Source organism: Novosphingobium sp. (assembly GCF_041915465.1).
Lineage (GTDB): Bacteria > Pseudomonadota > Alphaproteobacteria > Sphingomonadales > Sphingomonadaceae > Novosphingobium.
The window spans coordinates 25,867-44,281 of record NZ_JAYSBK010000007.1; the positions used below are offsets into that span (position 1 = coordinate 25,867).

Here is an 18,415-nt window from a genome sequence, read left to right on the forward strand (position 1 = left end):
ACATGGGTAACGGAACTTCGATCGGACGCGTGCGCGGCCACGGCTCGGCGCACTCGGGTACGCACCACTGGCTGGTGCAGCGCTTCACCGCCATCGGCAACTTGGTGACAGGGATCTGGCTGCTGGCTTCGCTGGTCGGCCTGCCGAACCTGCATTACGGCACGGTCCACGAATGGGTCGCGCGGCCGCTGCCGGGCACCCTGCTGGGCCTGTTCGTGCTGTCCACCTTCTGGCACGCGCGGCTTGGGCTGCAGGTGCTGGTGGAAGACTATGTCCACGAACACGCCAACAAGTTCGCCGCCATCGCGGCGCTTAACCTTGCCACTTTCGCCGGGGCGGGCTTTGGCCTGCTGTGCGTGATCCGCCTCGTGCTGGGAGCCTAAGTCAATGAACGCCCCTGCTTACAAGATCATCGACCACACTTACGACACGGTCGTCGTTGGCGCCGGCGGCTCTGGCCTGCGCGCCACGATGGGCTCGGCCGAAGCCGGCCTGCGCACCGCTTGCATTACCAAGGTCTTCCCGACCCGTTCGCACACCGTTGCGGCACAGGGCGGGATCGCCGCCAGTCTCAAGAACAACACGCCGGACCACTGGACCTGGCACATGTACGATACCGTCAAGGGGTCGGACTGGCTGGGTGACCAGGACGCGATCGAATACCTCGTACGCGAAGCGCCGCAGGCCATTCTCGAGCTGGAACACGCCGGGATGCCCTTCAGCCGCAACGACGACGGCACGATCTACCAGCGCCCGTTCGGCGGCCACATGCAGAACATGGGCGAAGGCCCGCCGGTGCAGCGCACCTGCGCCGCGGCGGACCGGACCGGCCACGCGCTGCTCCACACGCTCTACCAGCAGAGCCTGAAGTACGACGCCGACTTCTTCATCGAATACTTCGCGATCGACCTGATCATGGAGAACGGCGAATGCCGCGGCGTGATCGCGCTGTGCATGGACGATGGCTCGATCCACCGCTTCCGCTCGAAGGCGGTGGTGCTGGCGACCGGCGGCTATGGCCGTTCGTACTACACCTGCACCTCGGCCCACACCTGCACCGGTGACGGCGGCGGCATGGTGCTGCGCGCAGGGCTCCCGCTGCAGGACATGGAATTCGTGCAGTTCCACCCGACCGGCATCTACGGCGCTGGCGTGCTGATCACCGAAGGCGCGCGCGGCGAGGGCGGGTATCTCACCAACTCCGAAGGCGAGCGGTTCATGGAACGCTATGCCCCCTCGGCCAAGGACCTTGCCAGCCGTGACGTCGTGTCGCGCTCGATGGCGATGGAAATCCGCGAAGGGCGCGGCGTCGGTCCGCACAAGGACCACATCTATCTGCACCTCGATCACATCGATCCGGCGGTGTTGGCCCAGCGCCTGCCGGGGATCACCGAAAGCGGCAAGATCTTTGCCGGTGTCGACCTGACCCGCCAGCCGCTCCCGGTGGTGCCGACCGTGCACTACAACATGGGCGGCATCCCGACGAACTATCACGGTGAAGTCGTCACCATCGGTGCCGACGGCAACCCCGAAACGGTCGTCCCCGGCCTGTTTGCGGTGGGTGAAGCTGCCTGCGTTTCGGTCCACGGTGCCAACCGCCTGGGTTCGAACTCGCTGACCGACCTCGTGGTGTTCGGCCGCGCGGCGGGCCTGCGGCTCAAGGAACTGATCAAGCCGAATTCGGCCCATGCCGAACTGCCCAAGGACAGCGCCGACCTCGCGCTGACCCGCCTCGACCACTTCCGCAACGCCAAGGGCGGTTCGCCCACGGCCGAAATCCGCACCGAAATGCAACGCTGCATGAGCCAGCACGCCGCCGTGTTCCGCACCGACGAACTGATGGTGGAAGGCAAGGCGAAGCTTGCTGAAACCTACAAGCGGATGGAAGACATCCACGTGTCGGATCGCGGCCTGATCTGGAACTCGGACCTCGTCGAGACGATGGAGCTCGACAACCTGATCAGCCAGGCCACTGTCACGCTTCACAGCGCGCAGAACCGCAAGGAAAGCCGCGGCGCCCACGCGCACGAGGATTTCCCCGATCGCAACGACGCCGAATGGATGAAGCACACCGCGGCCTGGTTCAACGGCTGGGGCGGTCAGGGCGGCGATGTCCGCATCGACTATCGCCCGGTCCACGAATTCACGCTGACCGACGATGTGGAATACATCAAGCCGAAGAAGCGCGTTTACTAAGCTGCTGCTTCAGCATGGAAAACGGATGGGCCGGGGTGGAAGCACTCCGGCCTTTCTTGTCTGAACGGGCAAGTGCAGGCACAATCGGCGAGACAGACAGGGCGGGCAGGGCATGAACAAGGCGATCGGACTGGTGGCGGTGCTGGCGGTGGGGGCCGGGGTGGCCTTGTTGACGCTGAGCGGGCGTCCGGGGGCGGCGCCGACGCGCGGGGCGGATGCCTGGAACGTGCCCGATGTGAGCAGCCTGCCCGATGACGAGTGGGGCCGCATGGTGCGGCGCGGGCGCGAGCTGGTCAGCCATACGGCGGCGCTGATCGGTCCGGCGGCGGCCGATCCGGCGCTGCGCTTTGCGGGCAACAACCTCGATTGCCAGAGCTGCCACATCGCGGCGGGTACCAAGCAGTTCGGTCTGCCCTATGTCGGCGTCTATGGCGATTTTCCGAGCTATCGTGCGCGCGAGGGGCGGATCGGTACGCTGGAGGACCGCATCAACGGCTGCCTGATGCGCAGCATGAACGGCCGTGCGATGCCCGATGCCAGCCCGGAAATGAAGGCAATGGTCGCCTATATCCAGTTCCTCTCCACCGGGCGTCCGGCGGGCGCGAAGACCAAGGGGCGCGGCAGCGGCAAGATGGCCGAACTGACCCGCGCCGCCGATCCGGTGCGCGGGCGCGCGGTGTTCGTGCAGACCTGCGCGGCCTGTCACGGCCAGAACGGGCAGGGCCAGCGCGCGGACGACGGGGCTCCGGGCTATGCCGTGCCGCCGCTGTGGGGGCCGGACAGCTTCAACGACGGCGCGGGTATGGCGCGGCTCGGCACGGCGGCGAATTTCGTGCGCAGCAACATGCCGCACGGCGCCGATTGGCGCGCGCCGGTGGTGGGCGAGGAAGATGCCTGGGACGTCGCCGCCTATCTCATCTCGCAGCCGCGCCCGCACAAGGAAGGGCTGGACGCCGACTATCCCAAGCGCAAGGAAAAGCCGGTCGACGCGCCCTATGGCCCCTATGCCGACAGCTTCAGCGCCGAGCAGCACAAGTTCGGCCCCTTCGCTCCGATCAGGAAGGCGCTGGGGAAGGAGTAATGTGCGGAATGGATATGCTCCTTATTCTGTTCGTACTCTTGGTCGTTTCGCATTTCGTCCCTTCGGTCTGGACGCCTTTCGGGGACGCAATCGCCAAGATGTGGCAGAATGTCCGCAGTTCGAAAGCGTTTGCGATAGCGCTTGCTGGGGTCATGTTTGGGACAGGCGCGGCACTGTTCCTGTTTCCAAACATGCCAGACGCGATTGCGGTCCCAGTTGTGTTGGGTTTCGCAGCGTCAATATTTCTAGCGATGGGTTATGTGATCTACCTTGGGCTAGGTCCGCGCTTTCGCGACAAGTGAGTTCATCGTCAGCCACTCTATTCCAACCGTCATCCCGGGCTTGACCCGGGATCCCGCTTGTTCGGCGAGCTCGGGGCATGGCAGCTGGACCCCGGATCAAGTCCGGGGTGACGGGAAATGAAGTCGGAAACTCAGCGCCAGCGCAGCCGGTCGCTGGTCAGCTGGTCGACGCTCTTGACGCCCATCAGCTTCATGCCGCGCTCGATCTCGTCCTGCAGGATGCCGAGCGCGCGCTCGACGCCGGCCTGTCCGGCGGCGGCCAGCGCATAGAGGTAAAGCCGCCCGCCCGAGGCCGCAGTGGCCCCGGCGCACAAGGCCTTGAGCGCATGGGTGCCGCGCCGCACGCCGCCATCGCAGATGATCTCGATCTTCCCGCCGACCGCATCGACAATCTCGGTCAGTTGGTCGAAGGGCGCGCGGCTGCCATCAAGTTGGCGGCCGCCGTGGTTCGAGATCATGATCGCGTCCGCGCCGATTTCCGCCGCGCGGCGCGCGTCAGCGGCGCTCATCACGCCCTTCAGCGCGAACTTGCCGCCCCAGTCATTGCGGATCTGCTCGGCCACTTTCCAGTCCATCGACTGGTCAAGCATGGTGTTGAAATAGCCCGCGATCGACACGGCCTCGCCGGTCCCTTCCTTCACATGGGTGTCGAGGTTGGGGAGGGCGAACTTTTCGCGGAAAACATAGTCCAGCCCCCAGCGCGGCTTCATCGCATAGCCCAGCAGGTTGCGGGGCGTGAACTTGGGCGGCGAGGTAAAGCCGCTGCGGGCGCAGCGTTCGCGCTTGCCCGAAACGATGGTGTCGACCGTCAGCGCGATGGCGTCGAACTTGGCCGCCTGGCAGCGTTCGATCATCGAGCGGTTGAGGCCCTTGTCCTTGTGAACATAGAGCTGGAACATCTTGGGCGTGGAGATCAGCGCGCCGATTTCCTCGATGGAAACGGTTGCAAGGCTGGAAATCCCGCACCACACCCCGAACTTTTCCGCCGCGCGCGCCACGGCGCGTTCGCCCTGCCAGTGGAACACGCGTTGCAGCGCGGTGGGGGAGAGGATCAGCGGCAGCGCGCTCTTGCGGCCAAGGATCGTGCAGCTGGTGTCGATGGACTCCACGCCGGCCAGCACGTCTGGCACAAGATCGGCGCTGTTGAACGCGGCGGTGTTGCGCGCCTTGGTCACCTCGTCATCGGCCGCGCCGTCGATATAGTCGAACACCGGCCAGGGCAGGCGCTGCTTTGCGAGGCTGCGGAAATCGTCGATGTTGTGGCAATCGGTCAGCTTCACTTCCGCAGGCTCGCAAAGGTATCGCAGGCGTCCTCGTTGCCGCTCTCCATCCCGGTGCGCAACCATTGCATGCGTTGTTTGCTGGTGCCGTGGGTGAATTGTTCGGGACTGGGATTGCGGCCGGCATTCTTCAGCAAGGTGTCATCGCCGATGGCATGGGCGGCGTTCATCCCGCTTTCCATGTCGCCCGGCTCCAGCCGGTCCTTGTTCTTCGCGGCCCAGACCCCGGCATAGCAATCGGCCTGCAATTCCAGCATCACCGAATAGCGGTTGGCATTTTGCGGATCGCGCGATTGCAGCTGGCGCACCTGGCCCGACATGCCGGTAAGCCGCTGGATGTGGTGGCCGTATTCGTGGGCGATCACGTAATCGCGCGCGAACTGGCCCGTGGCGCCCAGTTCGCGGTCCATCTGCTTGAAGAAATCGGTGTCGAGATAGATGCCCTTGTCCTCCGGGCAATAGAACGGCCCCATCGCGCTCTGCGCCGTGCCACAGCCGGAGGAACCGGCCTGCGAATAGAATACCAGCTTGGGCCGCGAGAAGGGCACGTTTGTGGCCGCGAAAATCGGCTCCCAGGTCTTGTTGAGCGAGGAGAGGGCATTGCACGCCTCGCGGCTGGCGGCATCGACCGTGCAGCTTTCGGCGGCGGTGGTGCCGCCCTGCGCCGGGCCTTCCTGCTGGGCCGGCGGCTGGATCTGCTCCATCCCGCCAAGCAGCTGGCTGGGATCGATCCCGAAGGCGAAATAGGCGATCAGCGCGATCAGAATAGTGCCGCAACCCACCTGTCCGCCGCGCCCGCCAATCCGCATTGCGCGACCGCGCCCACCCCGCTGATCCTCGATGTCGATCGCGTTGGGGTCGAATTCGTCCAGCTTCATGTCTTGCGCCCTAACAGGGGCTGGACAAGTCGCCCGATCCAGCCGAATTCATACGCTTATAGCCATTTCTCAAACAGGTTGGAGTCGGGAATGTTCCTCGCTGGAAAGCGCGCGCTGGTTACTGGGTCGACATCGGGCATCGGGTTGGCGATCGCCCGTTCACTGCATGCCGAAGGGGCGGAGGTTGTCCTGTCGGGCTTTGGCGACACGGCGACGATCGCCGCGCTGTGCGAGGAACTGGGCGCGATCCATGTCGGCGCGGACCTGTCCAAGCGCGAAGGCGTGGAAGCGCTGATGGCGGGCGCCGGGCCGATCGACATCCTGGTGAACAATGCGGGTATGCAGCACGTCGCCCCGGTCGAGGAATTCCCGGTCGACAAGTGGGACACGATCATCGCGCTCAACCTGACGGCGGCCTTCGATGCCTGCCGCCTGGCGATCCCGCACATGAAGCAGGCCGGGTGGGGGCGGATCATCAACACCGCCAGCGCCCACTCGCTCACCGCCTCGCCGTTCAAGGCGGCTTATGTTTCCGCCAAGCACGGCCTGGCCGGGCTGACCAAGACGCTGGCGCTGGAACTGGCGACGCACAACATCACCGCCAACTGCATCAGCCCCGGCTATGTCTGGACCCCGCTGGTGGAGAACCAGATCCCCGATACGATGGCGGCGCGCGGGCTGACCCGCGAGCAGGTGATCAACGACGTGCTGCTGACGCGCCAGCCGACCAAGAAGTTCGTCCAGCCCAGCGATGTCGGCGAAATGGCGGTGTTCCTGTGCCGCGATGCGGCGGCCAACATCACCGGCACGAATATCTCGATGGATGGGGGCTGGACCGCCGAATAGGGTTGCTGGTTCTGGCGAGTGTAACTTTAGAGCCACCAGTTGGGTTTTACCGCCATTCCCGCGCTGTCGGCGCTTGCGGGGTGGCCCGGTTTCTGGTGTCTAGGCCGCGATGAAGCGTTTTTGGAGAACGATGAACCGCTTGTTTGCGCCGCTGCTTGCGGCGTCGCTGCTGTTCAGCCCGCTCTCAGCCGCTCCGCGCAAGCCGTCGCGCGCCGAACAGGCCAATGCCGAGCTCAAGGGCCAGCTGCTCGCGCACATCACCGAACTCGCCAGCGACGCCTATGAAGGCCGCGAGCCGGGCACCAATGGCGAGGCGATGACGCTGCGCTATCTGGGCAAGCAATGGTTCGACATCGGGCTTGAATCCGGCACCAATGACCCCGGCAATCCATGGTTCGCGCCGGTGACGATCGTGGGCCGCGAACCCGATGGCAGCCGCGCCCAGTTCATGCGCAAGGGGCGGCGGATCATCCTGCCGGCCAATGCCACCCTGGTGCTGACGTCCGGCAAGCGCGGCCTCGTCGAAAACGCGCCGATCCTGTTCGTCGGCGATGGCAAGGTCGTTCCGCCGCGCGCGGAATTGGCGGGGCGGGTGGCGCTGCTGCTCGACGGCGAGGAGGATGGAACGTCCGAGCGCCAGAACGCCCTGCTCAAGGGCGGGGCAAGCGCGGTGCTGACCGTGCTGGATGGTGATCGCAGCATGGATAATGTCGCGGGTCACCGGCAGCGCATGGGCTATTTCCTGGCCGGCGAGGAACTGGGCGGCGACATCGAGGGGTTCGTTACCGCGGCTGCCTTTGACAAGCTGCTGGTCGGTTCCGGCCAGACCCTCGTGAGCTTGCAGAAGAGCGCCGATCAGCCAAATTTCGTGGCGCGCCCGCTCGATCTCACCGTTTCGCTTGAGGCGACGACGCGTGAGACGCGGATCAAGACGCACAATGTCATTGGCAAGATCCCCGGACGGCATCCCGAACTGGGCGCGGTGCTGCTGGTGGCCCACTGGGATCATTTCGGGCGCTGCGTGGCCCCGCCCGCCGAGGACCAGATCTGCAACGGCGCGGTCGACAATGCCAGCGGCCTGGCCGTGCTGACCGAGGTGGCCCGGCGTCTGGCCAAGGGGCCGGGGATGGAGCGCGATGTCTATTTCCTTGCCACGACGGGCGAGGAACTGGGGTTGCTGGGTGCGGAAGCCTTTGCCCAGGACCCGCCGATCCCGCTTGGCCATATCGTCGCGGCCTTCAATATCGATACCGTCGCGATTGGCCCCGCCGGGCAGCCGATCGCGATTGTCGGCAAGGGCATGACCCCGCTCGACGCGCAGATCGCCGCCGTCGCCAAGGCGCAGAAGAAAAAGCTGGTTCAGGATGACAAGGCCAATGCCTATGTTCGCCGCCAGGATGGCTGGGCGCTGCTGCAGCACGATGTTCCGGCGGTGATGGTGTCAAGCTCGTGGGGCGATATCGCCCGGGTCGATGCTTTCATGGAAAGCGATTACCATCGCCCCAGCGACCAGGTGAAACCGGGGCTGGAACTGGGCGGGGCGGCGGACGATGTGCTGTTTCTGGTCGCGCTGACCCGCTGGTTTGCCGATCCCCGCAAGGTTCCCTCGCGGATCGCGCAGTAGACGAACGTTGCTTGCGAAAAAGCACTTGTAATCGCACTAGCCCTTTTGTCCCCGTGTCGTTACATGGGCCGCCACGAATCCAGACCCGCAAAGGCATAGTGGCACCATGGACATCCCTCTCGGCCTCACATTTGACGACGTGCTTCTCCAGCCGGGGGAGTCCGACATCGTTCCGTCGATGGCCGATACCCGCACCCGCCTGACCAAGGAAATCGCGCTCAACATCCCGGTGCTGTCATCGGCGATGGACACCGTGACCGAAGCCGACATGGCGATCGTCATGGCGCAGCTGGGCGGGATCGGCGTGCTGCACCGCAACCTCTCGCTTGAAGAACAGTGCGCCGCGGTGCGCGCGGTCAAGCGCTTTGAAAGCGGTATGGTGGTCAACCCGATCACGATCTCGCCCGACGCCACCCTGGGCGAGGCGCAGGCGCTGATGGTCGCGAACCGCATTTCGGGCATTCCGGTGGTCGAAGCGGGCGGCAAGCTGGTCGGCATCCTGACCAACCGCGATGTGCGCTTTGCCGACAATCCGCTCCAGCCGGTGCGCGAACTGATGACGCACGAAAACCTTGCCACGGTGCGCGCCGGGGTCAGCCAGGACGAGGCGCGCCGCCTGCTGCACCAGCGCCGGATCGAAAAGCTGCTGGTGGTCGACGATGCGTTCCACTGCGTCGGGCTGGTGACGGTGAAGGACATCGAAAAGGCGGTGACCTATCCCAGCGCCACCAAGGACGCTGCCGGCCGCCTGCGCGTCGCCGCCGCCACGACCGTCGGTGACAAGGGCTTTGAACGCACCGAGGCGCTGCTTGCCGCCGAATGCGACGTGGTGATCATCGACACCGCCCACGGCCACAACAAGGACGTGGCCCGCGCGGTCGAACGCGTGAAGAAGCTGTCGAATTCGGCCCAGGTCGTGGCCGGCAACGTCGCCACCTATGACGCCACCCGCGCGCTGATCGATGCGGGCGCGGATGCGGTCAAGGTGGGCATCGGGCCTGGCTCGATCTGCACCACCCGCGTCGTTGCCGGTGTCGGCGTGCCGCAGCTGACGGCGATCATGGAATCGGCCCGCGCCGCGCGCGAAGCCGGGGTGCCGATCATCGCCGACGGCGGCCTGCGCACTTCGGGCGATGCGGCCAAGGCGCTGGCCGCCGGGGCCAGCACGATCATGGTCGGCTCGCTGCTGGCGGGGACCGAGGAAGCGCCGGGCGAGACGTTCCTCTATCAGGGGCGCGCCTACAAGTCGTACCGCGGCATGGGCTCGGTCGGCGCGATGGCGCGCGGCAGTGCTGACCGCTATTTCCAGCAGGACATCAAGGACCAGATGAAGCTCGTTCCCGAAGGGATCGAGGGCCAGGTGCCCTACAAGGGCCCGGCCAAGGACGTGGTCCACCAGCTGGTCGGCGGGATCAAGGCGGCGATGGGTTACACCGGCGCCAGCACGATCGAAGAGCTTTGCGCCAAGGCCAACTTCGTGCGGATCACCGGCGCGGGTCTCAAGGAAAGCCACGTCCACGACGTGACGATCACCCGCGAAGCGCCGAACTACCCGACGCGGTAACCGCGCATGACCCCCGCAGCGCGGGTTCAGGCAGCGATCGAGGTGCTCGACCTCGTGATCGCGGCGGCGCGCAATCGCGGGGCGAGCGCCGACCGCATCATTGCCGAATGGCTGCGCGCCCGCCGCTTTGCCGGCAGCAAGGACCGGCGCGCGGTGCGCGACCTGATCTACGCCGCGATCCGGTGCTGCGGCGAAGTGCCTGAAACCGGCCGCGCCGCGATGCTGCGGGTGGCGCAGGACGATCCCGCATTGCTCGCCCTCTTCGACGGTTCGCGCCACGCGCCCGCTCCCTATGCGCCGGGCGAGCCGGTGGCCGTGAAGGGTATCGCCCCCGCATGGCTGGTGGCCGCGCTGGCGGAAAGCGGGATCTCCGGCGATGAAGCCGCCGCCCTGCTGGAGCGCGCCCCTCTCGATATCCGGGTCAACAGCCTGAAGGCGGATCGCGAGACGCTGGAATTGCCCATCGCGGGATTGCCGCTGCTTGCCCCCCAGGGCCTGCGCCTGCCCTATGGCACGCAGGTCGAGCAATGGGATGCCTATCAGGACGGCCGGATCGAAGTGCAGGATGGCGGATCGCAGCTGGCCTGCCTGATCGCCGATGCGCGGCCCGGCGAAACCGTGGTGGACCTGTGCGCCGGGGCGGGCGGCAAGACGCTGGCGCTGGCTGCCGCGATGGACGCGCGCGGGCGGCTGATCGCCTGCGACAGCGACCGCGCGCGGCTCTCGCGCCTGGCTCCGCGCGCCGAGCGGGCGGGGGCCGGGTTCATCGAGACGCGCCTGCTCGATTCGGGACGCGAAATGGCCGCGCTTGGGGATCTGGCCGGGGGCTGCGACATGGTGCTGGTCGATGCGCCGTGTTCGGGCGCGGGGACCTGGCGGCGCAATCCCGAGGCGCGCTGGCGGCTGACCGCGGAGGAACTTGCCCGGCTCGCCGCCTTGCAGGCGCGGCTGCTCGATGTCGCGGCGGGGCTGGTCAGGCCGGGCGGGCGGCTGATCTTCATCACCTGTTCGCTGCTCGATGCCGAGGGCGCGGATCAGGCCGGGGCCTTCTTGCGCCGCAATCCCGATTGGCGCGCCGATACCCCCGATTTCGGCGCCGGAACGCCGCGCGGCGGGGGTGTGCGGCTTTCGCCCGGGCGCGATGGGACTGACGGGTTTTTCATCGCACGTTTCAAATTGCTGTGATAGCAATCCGGCAAATGCCTACGCTCAAGGAGCAATTGATGCGCTATACCCCCGCCGCTGCCGCGCTGGCCCTGCTTGTCGCTGTGACTGCCAGCGTCAGCCATTCCGCGCCCGCCCAGCCGCTTGACCCGCGTGCCGCCGCGCTGGTCCAGCAGGGCCGCGCCGCGCTCGCCGGTGGCAATGCCGACGGCGCGATCGACGCGTTTGAATCCGCCCTGGCGATCCAGCCGGGCCATGTCGCGATCTACCTCAACCTGGCCGAAGCCTCGCGCAAGCAGGGGATGCAGGGCAAGGCGCTGCACTATTACCGCGAAGCGCTTGAGCTTGAGCCGGACAACCAGTTCGCCATCGCCGGCGAAGGCATGGCGTTGGTCGAAAAGGGCGCGACCGAAAAGGCGAAGCGCAACCTCGCGCGGCTTGAACAACTTTGTGGCAATGCCAACTGCGCTCCTGCCAAGGACCTCGCCGCCGCCATCGCCAAGGGCCCTGCGCCGCAGGTGGTAAGCGCCGATCAGGTCAAGGCCGAGCCGCAGGTAACGGCGAACTGAGCGCGCCATGCCCGGCCGTGGCTTTGGTCCAGATGCGATTGAAGGCACTTGGACGCGGCCAGCACGCAATTATGGGCGCTCACTGATCTATGGCTTGCTGGCTGGTATCGGTGCTGCGTTTCTATGGTTGGAGACCGAGAGTAGTTTTCGGGCAAGTCTCCAACTCTTCGCTGCCCTAATCTCAGGGGACCTGAGCGAAGCCGTCGCCGGACTGCTGAATTTCGCGAGTGTCACATTAATGGTTCTGCTGGTCGGTCTGGTCTTCGCCAGCCCGACTGCGTTTCCCTTCATCGCGTTCATGGTGAGGTTCGAACAGAAAGCTGCCTTACTGCAAGAAGCATGGGTCTGGGGTCTGCTCGGCTTGGTGTTTGCCATGCCGATGGGAGTATGGATGGCTTGGCCATCAATACCAGAACCCGGTGTGCTATCCGCACACTCGCTAGCTCCGCTGTGCCTTTACCTTGTGTGCGGTGCCATTGGCGGCGTGGCTGCCTGGTTCGGCTTTTACCGGCCGATCAGATCAGATCCCTGAACTCGTCCAGCACGGCGCGGTAGACGCGTTTTTTGAACGGCACGATCAGGTCCGGCAGGGTCAGCGGATCGACCCAGCGCCATTCGCTGAATTCGGGCGGATTGTGCGCGGCAAGGTCGATGTCGCTGTCGCTGCCGGAAAAGCGGGCCAGCATCCAGTGCTGGCGCTGGCCGCGATACTTGCCGCCCCACATCTTGCCGATCAGGAAATCGGGCAGGTCGTAAAGCAGTTCCTCGCGCGTCTGGGCGAGCAGGGTGACGTGATGTTCGCGCACCCCGGTTTCTTCCCACAACTCGCGCAGCGCGGCTTCGCGCACATCCTCGCCATCGTCGATCCCACCTTGCGGCATCTGCCAGAAGTCGGCCTCGGTCTCGCCCAGGGTTTCGCGCATGTCGATGCGCCGGCCGACAAAGGCGTGGCCGGCGGCATTGACGAGCATCACCCCGACACAGGGGCGATAAGGCAGATTGGCGTGCGGATCGGACATGGTCCCGCCTTACGCGGAAACCTTGGCCAGCATCAACTTCATGGCGGCAATAATCCGGTTCATTTCCGCCTGGGCGCTCGGCAGGGCCTTGCGCGTGGAGGAAAAGTCGTGGGTCAGCCCTTCCATGTGGAGGTACAGCGTGTCGACCCCGGCGTCGACCAGCTTGGCGGCGATGCGGCGGCCCTGGTCCTGCAGCGGGTCGAGGCCCGCCGTGGCGACGATCGAGGGGCACATCCCCTCGGCGCTGGCGTTAAGCGGGAAGGCGCGCGGATCGCCGGATTTGGGCTGATAGAGCGAATAGAACCAGTCCATCACCGCCTTGGTCAGCAGATGCCCCTCGGCGAAGCTGACCATCGAGCCATCTTCCGATTCGTCGGTGCAGGGATAGAGCAGCACCTGCAGCAGCATCGGCGCGGCAGCCGGCTTGTCGCACAGCGCGCGCGCGGTGACGGTGGCCAGATTGCCGCCGGCGCTGCCGCCGATGGTGATCAGGCCGGTGACCGTGCGGTCCAGCTCAGCCGGGCTGGCAGCGAGCCAACGCGCAGCAGCTTCGCAATCGTCCGGCGCGGCGGGGAAGGGGTGCTCGGGGGCGAGGCGGTAATGCACCGCGAGTACCGGCATATCGAGCTCGGCCGAGAGTTCGGTGCACAGCGAATTGTGCGTATCGAGATCGCCAATCACGAAGCCGCCACCATGGAAAAACAGCACGACGGGCGAAGGATCGCGGTTTTCGCGCACGTCATAGAAACGCACCGGAATCTCGCCCGCCGGGCCGGGGCAGGTCAGGTCCTTGATCACGGCCATGGGGCGCGGATCGGCCTCGGTCATGGCCTTGATGCCAAGGTAGCCTGCGCGCTGTTCTTCGGGCACCAGCGCCTCTGGCGGGGGCAGCGAGTTCACCAGGGCAAGGAAACCTTTAACGTCTTCGCGGATGAAGGGGGTGGATGTGCTCACGGAAAATCCTCTCTCGCTATCGTTTAATCGGCAGGTTAAGACGCGCGAAGCCAGTTGACTAGCCGGGAATATCGGCGTTTTTTGCATTTTCGCGGCGCGACAGATTTTCTTGTTTGCGCTGGATAGAGGGAGGAGCCTAGGGCAGCCGGCACGAGAACCGACCCTGGGTGTCGCTTGACAAGGACCAAGCATGGCAACGCAATTCGCCGAACCTGACGTTCGTACCAATTCAGTCCCCGAAGCCGTGGTGGTCCGCTTTGCGGGCGACTCTGGCGACGGGATGCAGCTTACGGGTGGCCAGTTCACCCTGTCGAGCGCGCTGGCGGGCAATGACTTTGCCACGTTCCCCGATTTTCCGGCCGAAATCCGTGCGCCGCAAGGGACGCTGTTCGGCGTTTCGGCGTTCCAGATCAACTTCGGCTCGACCGAGATCGACACCGCCGGCGATGCGCCCGATGTGCTGGTGGCGATGAACCCGGCGGCGCTCAAGACCAATGTCGGCGCGCTCAAGCCCGGCGGGCTGATCATTGCCGACACGGGCGAGTTCACCAAGCGCAACCTTGAAAAGGCGAAGTACGAGGTCAGCCCGCTCGAAGACGGCAGCCTCGCCAAGTGGACCGTGCTGGCCTTCGACATTTCCGCGCTGACGCTGGAATCGGTCAAGCCCTTCGGCCTTGGCAACAAGGAAGCGCTGCGCTGCAAGAACATGTGGACGCTGGGACTGGCGCTGTGGATGTTCGACCGCGACCGCGCCCCGCTGGTCGACTGGCTCAATGCCAAGTTCCGCAAGAACCCGGTGCTGGCCGAAGCCAACATCGCCGCGCTCAACGCGGGCCATGCCTACGGTGAAACCGCTGAAATCGGCGGGCAGATCAAGAAGGTCCACCTCGATCCGGTTGATACCAAGCCGGGCCTCTACCGCACGATCACCGGCGCGGAAGCGGTCGCGCTCGGCCTCGTTGCCGGTGCGCAGCTCGCTGAACTGCCGATGTTCTTCGGCGGCTATCCGATCACGCCGGCCAGCTCGATCCTGCACTATCTGGCTGGCCTCAAGGAGTTCGGCGTCACCACCTTCCAGGCGGAAGACGAAATCGCCGCGATCGCCTCGGCCATCGGCGCCAGCTATGCCGGGCACCTTGGCGTTACCTCGTCGTCGGGTCCGGGCATCGCGCTCAAGGGCGAGGCGATGGGTCTTGCCGTGATGACCGAACTGCCGCTGGTGATCGTCAACTCGCAGCGCGGCGGCCCTTCGACGGGTCTTCCGACCAAGACCGAGCAGTCGGACCTCTATCAGGCCGTCTATGGCCGCAACGGCGATACGCCGATGCCGGTGATCGCCGCGCGCAGCGCCAGCGACGCGTTCGAATGCGCGATCGAGGCCTGCCGCATCGCCGTGCAGTACATGACCCCGGTGATCCTGCTGACCGACGGCTATATCGCCAACGCGGCAGAGCCGTGGGCCGTGCCCGATCCGGCGCAGTTCAAGCCGTTCCCGGCAAAGTTCCTGGCGGAACGCAACGGGCCGGACGGCACGCTGCTGCCCTATGCCCGCGATGACAAGGGCGCGCGTCCGTGGATCAAGCCGGGTACGCCGGGCCTGATGCACCGCATCGGCGGGATCGAGAAGAACCCCGGCACCGGCAACCTCGATTACAGCCCCGGCGCGCACCAGGCGATGACCGATGCGCGCAAGGCGAAGGTCGATGGCGTTGCGAAGGGCATCCCGGCGCAGGACGTGTGCCTGGGCGAGGAACGGGGCAAGCTCGCCGTGGTGGGCTGGGGCAGCACCTTCGGCCCGATCCACCAGGCCGTGCGCCGCGCGCGGGCCAAGGGGCTGGACGTCAGCCACATCCACGTGCGCCACATCTGGCCGCTGCCGGAAAACCTGGGCGATCTGCTGCGTTCCTATGAACGCATCCTGGTCCCGGAAATGAACACCGGCCAGTTCAAGACCGTGCTGCGCGACCAGTTCCTGGTCGATGCCAGGCCCTACAACAAGGTGAGCGGCCAGCCGTTCACCATCGCCGAAATCGAAGCCGCGATCGAAGGAGCTCTGGCATGAACGCTGTAACTCCCATCACCGTCACCACGACCCTCAAGGACTGGGAATCGGATCAGGAAGTCCGCTGGTGCCCCGGCTGCGGGGACTATGCGATCCTGAAAGCGGTGCAGCGCACCCTGCCGGAACTGGGCGCTGACCCCGCCAACACCGTGTTCGTCTCGGGCATCGGCTGTTCCAGCCGCTTCCCGTACTATGTCGAAAGCTACGGCTTCCACACCATCCACGGCCGCGCGCCGGCGGTGGCGACGGGGATCAAGCTCTCCAATCCTGAACTCGACATCTGGCTGGTCACCGGCGACGGCGACGGCATGTCGATCGGCGGCAACCACACGATGCACCTGCTGCGCCGCAACCTGAACTGCCAGGTGCTGCTGTTCAACAACGAGATCTATGGCCTGACCAAGGGCCAGTACTCGCCGACCAGCCGCGAGGGCACCCACAGCCCGACCACGCCGCTGGGTTCGGTCGATCGGCCGGCGCTGCCCTGCGCCTTTGCGCTGGGCGCGGGCGCGCGCTTCGTGGCGCGCGGGTTCGATGTGTCGAAGCACCTGCCCGACGTGCTCAAGGCGGCCTACCATCACAAGGGCGCGGCGTTCGTGGAAATCTTCCAGAACTGCATCGTCTACAACAAGGACCGCTTCGAAGACTTCGCCGCCCCCAAGGGCGCCGAGGATCGCCAGCTGTGGCTGAAGCACGGCGAACCGATGCTGTTCGGCTCGGAAAAGTCGGGCGGGGTCAAGGGCATCGCGCTCGATCACGAAACGCTGACGCTCAAGGTGGTCGATGTCGTCGATGGCGACTGGCAGGCCGCGCAGGTGATCGTGCATGACGTGACCAACCGTTCGGTCGCGCACATGCTGGTCGAAATGCCGTTCGGAGCCTTCCCGATGGCGCTAGGCGTGATCTACGACGATCCGCGCCCGACTTATGAGGACGCCGTGCTGGGCCAGGACGCCAAGGCCCGCGAAGGCAAGAGCACCGATCTCGCCAAGCTCCTCGCCAAGGGCCAGACCTGGACCGTGGCAGAGCACGAAGGGCACCCGGCCTGAAGGCCATATTGGAGCGAGCCGCCCGTCGCCCTAGGTGACGGGCATGGCTTCTCCCTCGATCCTCTGGCTGCGCCGCGACCTGCGCCTGGCCGATCAGGCCGCGCTGTTGGCGGCTTGCGCCGCTGGCCCGGTGATCCCGGTCTACATCCTCGACGATGAAACCCCGCGCCACCGCCGCATGGGCGCGGCGTCGCGCTGGTGGCTGCACCACAGCCTTGCCAGCCTGGCCGCGGCGCTGGAGGCACGGGGATCGCGCCTGATCCTGCGGCGCGGGGCCTGCGATGCGGTGCTGGCGCAGCTTGCCGAGGAAACCGGTGCGCGCGAAGTCCACGCGCTGCACCATTACGAGCCGTGGTGGCGCAATGCTGAACGCGCCGTGGCCAGGCGGCTGACGCTGCACCTGCATCATGGCAACTACCTTGCCCCGCCGGGCACGGTGCTGACCGGCAGCGGCTCGCCGTTCAAGATCTACACCCCGTTCTGGCGCGCGCTGTGCGAGCGGATGCCGCCCGCGCCGCCGCTGCCCGCGCCAAGGGTGATCCCCGCGCCGGCGGCATGGCCGGCGAGCGAGCGACTCGAGGAGTGGCGTCTGCTTCCGACCCAGCCCGATTGGGCGGGCGGCTTCCGCGCCGAATGGCAACCGGGCGAAGCCGGGGCGCAAGACCGCCTTGCCGCGTTCGCGGGGCGCGCCGCGCGCTATGAGCAGCGCCGCAATCTGCCCGCGGTCGAAGGCACTTCGCGCCTCTCCGCGCACCTGCACTTTGGCGAGATTTCGCCCGCGACGATTTGGCATGCGGTGGCCGATGCCGGGGGCAGCGTGCAGACCTTCCTCGGCGAGATCGGCTGGCGCGATTACGCCCAGAACGTGATCCTGCAATTGCCCGATTACGGCAGCCGCAACGCGCGCGAGGCCTATGACACGTTCCCGTGGCGCACAGGCGAGGCGGCCGAGGCCGACCTTGCGGCATGGCAGCAGGGCCGCACCGGCTATCCCATCGTCGATGCGGGGATGCGTCAGCTCTGGGCAACGGGCTGGATGCACAACCGCGTGCGGATGATCGCGGCGAGCTTCCTCATCAAGCACCTGCTGATCGACTGGCGGCGCGGCGAGGAATGGTTCTGGGATACGCTGGTCGATGCCGATTACGGCTCCAACGCGGTCAACTGGCAGTGGAGCGCGGGAACCGGCGTCGATTCAAACATGTTCGTTCGGATCATGGCCCCTCTCAGCCAGTCGGAGAAGTTCGACGCGGCCGCCTATATCCGCACATGGGTGCCGCAGCTTGCGCATCTTTCGGACGCCGAGATCCACGATCCCGCGCTGCCGGTGCGCGGCTATCCGCGCAAGCTGATCGCCCATACCGAAGGGCGCGCCCGCGCGCTGACGGCGCATGGGAGCCTGAAGGGCTGATTTTCCGATCTGGAAGAAAAGTGGTGCCGGAGGCGTCATCGCAAAATGTTCAGTAATTCGCAGAATTCCTAGCCGTTCGGGAATTGGGACCAATGTGTGGCCCCCATTGTGGCCACCAAATTGGCGTGCCTGCCCTCAGTTATCCACAAGTGCGAAGCGCCTCTTAGCCCGTACCGCGCATACTTGCGGGCCGAGCTCTCGAAGTGGATGTTGCTGCAACGATTCGTTGGAGGTTCTATGCAGTTTCGGACTCTAGCCAAGGCGATTGCCGCACTTGGAGTGCTGGCCCCTCTCCCAGCACTTGCTGCCCCGACATATCTCAGCTGCAGTATCTCTGCCGATGGTCAGACCTCGCAAGTGGATATGACGATTGATGAGGGGGCCGGCCAAGTATCGTTTCTGATCGTCAGTACAGG

Annotated in this window: 17 protein-coding genes; 13 read left to right on the top strand and 4 right to left on the bottom strand. The window is 65.8% G+C overall.

Annotation, left to right across the window (positions count from 1 at the left end):
* Positions 1-2: 2 nt before the first annotated feature.
* The 4 genes from sdhD to ACE3SN_RS02750 all read left to right on the top strand — a co-directional run bounded on the left by sdhD (position 3) and on the right by ACE3SN_RS02750 (position 3,579).
* The gene (sdhD, locus tag ACE3SN_RS02735) at positions 3-383 is read left to right on the top strand and encodes a succinate dehydrogenase, hydrophobic membrane anchor protein (RefSeq protein WP_374527223.1); all 381 of its coding nucleotides are present in this window, start codon (positions 3-5) and stop codon (positions 381-383) included.
* A 4-nt stretch (positions 384-387) separates the two neighbouring features.
* Entirely contained in the window at positions 388-2,196 is a 1,809-nt protein-coding gene (gene sdhA / locus ACE3SN_RS02740; protein WP_374527225.1) for a succinate dehydrogenase flavoprotein subunit, read from the top strand.
* A 112-nt stretch (positions 2,197-2,308) separates the two neighbouring features.
* Positions 2,309-3,277 (top strand): c-type cytochrome, encoded by a 969-nt coding sequence (locus tag ACE3SN_RS02745; RefSeq protein WP_374527227.1) that lies wholly within the window; start codon positions 2,309-2,311, stop codon positions 3,275-3,277.
* Between the two features lie 8 nt (positions 3,278-3,285).
* Positions 3,286-3,579, top strand: coding sequence for a hypothetical protein (locus ACE3SN_RS02750; protein WP_374527229.1), 294 nt, complete (start codon positions 3,286-3,288; stop codon positions 3,577-3,579).
* A gap of 131 nt (positions 3,580-3,710) precedes the next feature.
* Here ACE3SN_RS02750 and ACE3SN_RS02755 read toward each other — a convergent pair whose 3' ends face one another.
* Positions 3,711-4,859, bottom strand: coding sequence for an alpha-hydroxy acid oxidase (locus ACE3SN_RS02755; RefSeq protein WP_374527231.1), 1,149 nt, complete (start codon positions 4,857-4,859; stop codon positions 3,711-3,713).
* Entirely contained in the window at positions 4,856-5,737 is an 882-nt protein-coding gene (locus tag ACE3SN_RS02760; protein ID WP_374527233.1) for a neutral zinc metallopeptidase, read from the bottom strand. The genes ACE3SN_RS02755 and ACE3SN_RS02760 overlap by 4 nt, the downstream gene beginning before the upstream one ends.
* Positions 5,738-5,827: 90 nt before the next feature.
* Between ACE3SN_RS02760 and ACE3SN_RS02765 the strand changes: the two genes are divergently transcribed.
* The 6 genes from ACE3SN_RS02765 (at position 5,828) to ACE3SN_RS02790 (ending at position 12,036) form a co-directional block, all read left to right on the top strand.
* Positions 5,828-6,583, top strand: a complete 756-nt coding sequence (locus ACE3SN_RS02765; protein ID WP_374527235.1) for a 3-hydroxybutyrate dehydrogenase — start codon at positions 5,828-5,830, stop codon at positions 6,581-6,583.
* Between the two features lie 130 nt (positions 6,584-6,713).
* On the top strand, positions 6,714-8,207 hold the full coding sequence (locus ACE3SN_RS02770) for a M28 family peptidase (RefSeq protein ID WP_374527237.1): 1,494 nt from the start codon (positions 6,714-6,716) through the stop codon (positions 8,205-8,207).
* A gap of 106 nt (positions 8,208-8,313) precedes the next feature.
* The gene (gene guaB, locus ACE3SN_RS02775) at positions 8,314-9,771 is read left to right on the top strand and encodes an IMP dehydrogenase (protein WP_374527239.1); all 1,458 of its coding nucleotides are present in this window, start codon (positions 8,314-8,316) and stop codon (positions 9,769-9,771) included.
* Positions 9,772-9,777: 6 nt separating this feature from the next.
* Positions 9,778-10,956, top strand: coding sequence for an RsmB/NOP family class I SAM-dependent RNA methyltransferase (locus ACE3SN_RS02780; protein ID WP_374527241.1), 1,179 nt, complete (start codon positions 9,778-9,780; stop codon positions 10,954-10,956).
* A gap of 38 nt (positions 10,957-10,994) precedes the next feature.
* Positions 10,995-11,504, top strand: coding sequence for a tetratricopeptide repeat protein (locus tag ACE3SN_RS02785; protein WP_374527243.1), 510 nt, complete (start codon positions 10,995-10,997; stop codon positions 11,502-11,504).
* Positions 11,505-11,511: 7 nt separating this feature from the next.
* Positions 11,512-12,036 carry a hypothetical protein gene (locus ACE3SN_RS02790; protein WP_374527245.1) on the top strand — a complete coding sequence of 175 codons (525 nt, stop codon included), beginning with the start codon at positions 11,512-11,514 and terminating at the stop codon, positions 12,034-12,036.
* On the opposite strand, the gene ACE3SN_RS02795 is transcribed toward ACE3SN_RS02790, so the two are convergent.
* Both ACE3SN_RS02795 and ACE3SN_RS02800 read right to left on the bottom strand, forming a co-directional pair.
* Positions 12,020-12,523 carry an RNA pyrophosphohydrolase gene (locus tag ACE3SN_RS02795; protein WP_374527247.1) on the bottom strand — a complete coding sequence of 168 codons (504 nt, stop codon included), beginning with the start codon at positions 12,521-12,523 and terminating at the stop codon, positions 12,020-12,022. The two genes, ACE3SN_RS02790 and ACE3SN_RS02795, sit on opposite strands and share 17 nt — an antisense overlap.
* Before the next feature lie 9 nt (positions 12,524-12,532).
* Positions 12,533-13,477: an alpha/beta hydrolase gene (locus ACE3SN_RS02800; RefSeq protein WP_374527249.1), complete on the bottom strand. Its 945-nt coding sequence runs from the start codon at positions 13,475-13,477 to the stop codon at positions 12,533-12,535.
* Between the two features lie 190 nt (positions 13,478-13,667).
* Here ACE3SN_RS02800 and ACE3SN_RS02805 point away from each other — a divergent pair, with 190 nt between their 5' ends.
* Genes ACE3SN_RS02805 through ACE3SN_RS02815 form a run of 3 tightly spaced genes read left to right on the top strand, consistent with a single transcriptional unit; the run spans position 13,668 to position 17,999 of the window.
* Entirely contained in the window at positions 13,668-15,539 is a 1,872-nt protein-coding gene (locus tag ACE3SN_RS02805; protein WP_374527251.1) for a 2-oxoacid:acceptor oxidoreductase subunit alpha, read from the top strand.
* On the top strand, positions 15,536-16,588 hold the full coding sequence (locus ACE3SN_RS02810; protein ID WP_374527253.1) for a 2-oxoacid:ferredoxin oxidoreductase subunit beta: 1,053 nt from the start codon (positions 15,536-15,538) through the stop codon (positions 16,586-16,588). Before ACE3SN_RS02805 ends, ACE3SN_RS02810 begins: the two co-directional genes overlap by 4 nt.
* A 43-nt stretch (positions 16,589-16,631) precedes the next feature.
* Positions 16,632-17,999 (top strand): deoxyribodipyrimidine photo-lyase, encoded by a 1,368-nt coding sequence (locus tag ACE3SN_RS02815; RefSeq protein ID WP_374527255.1) that lies wholly within the window; start codon positions 16,632-16,634, stop codon positions 17,997-17,999.
* Positions 18,000-18,415: the final 416 nt, after the last annotated feature.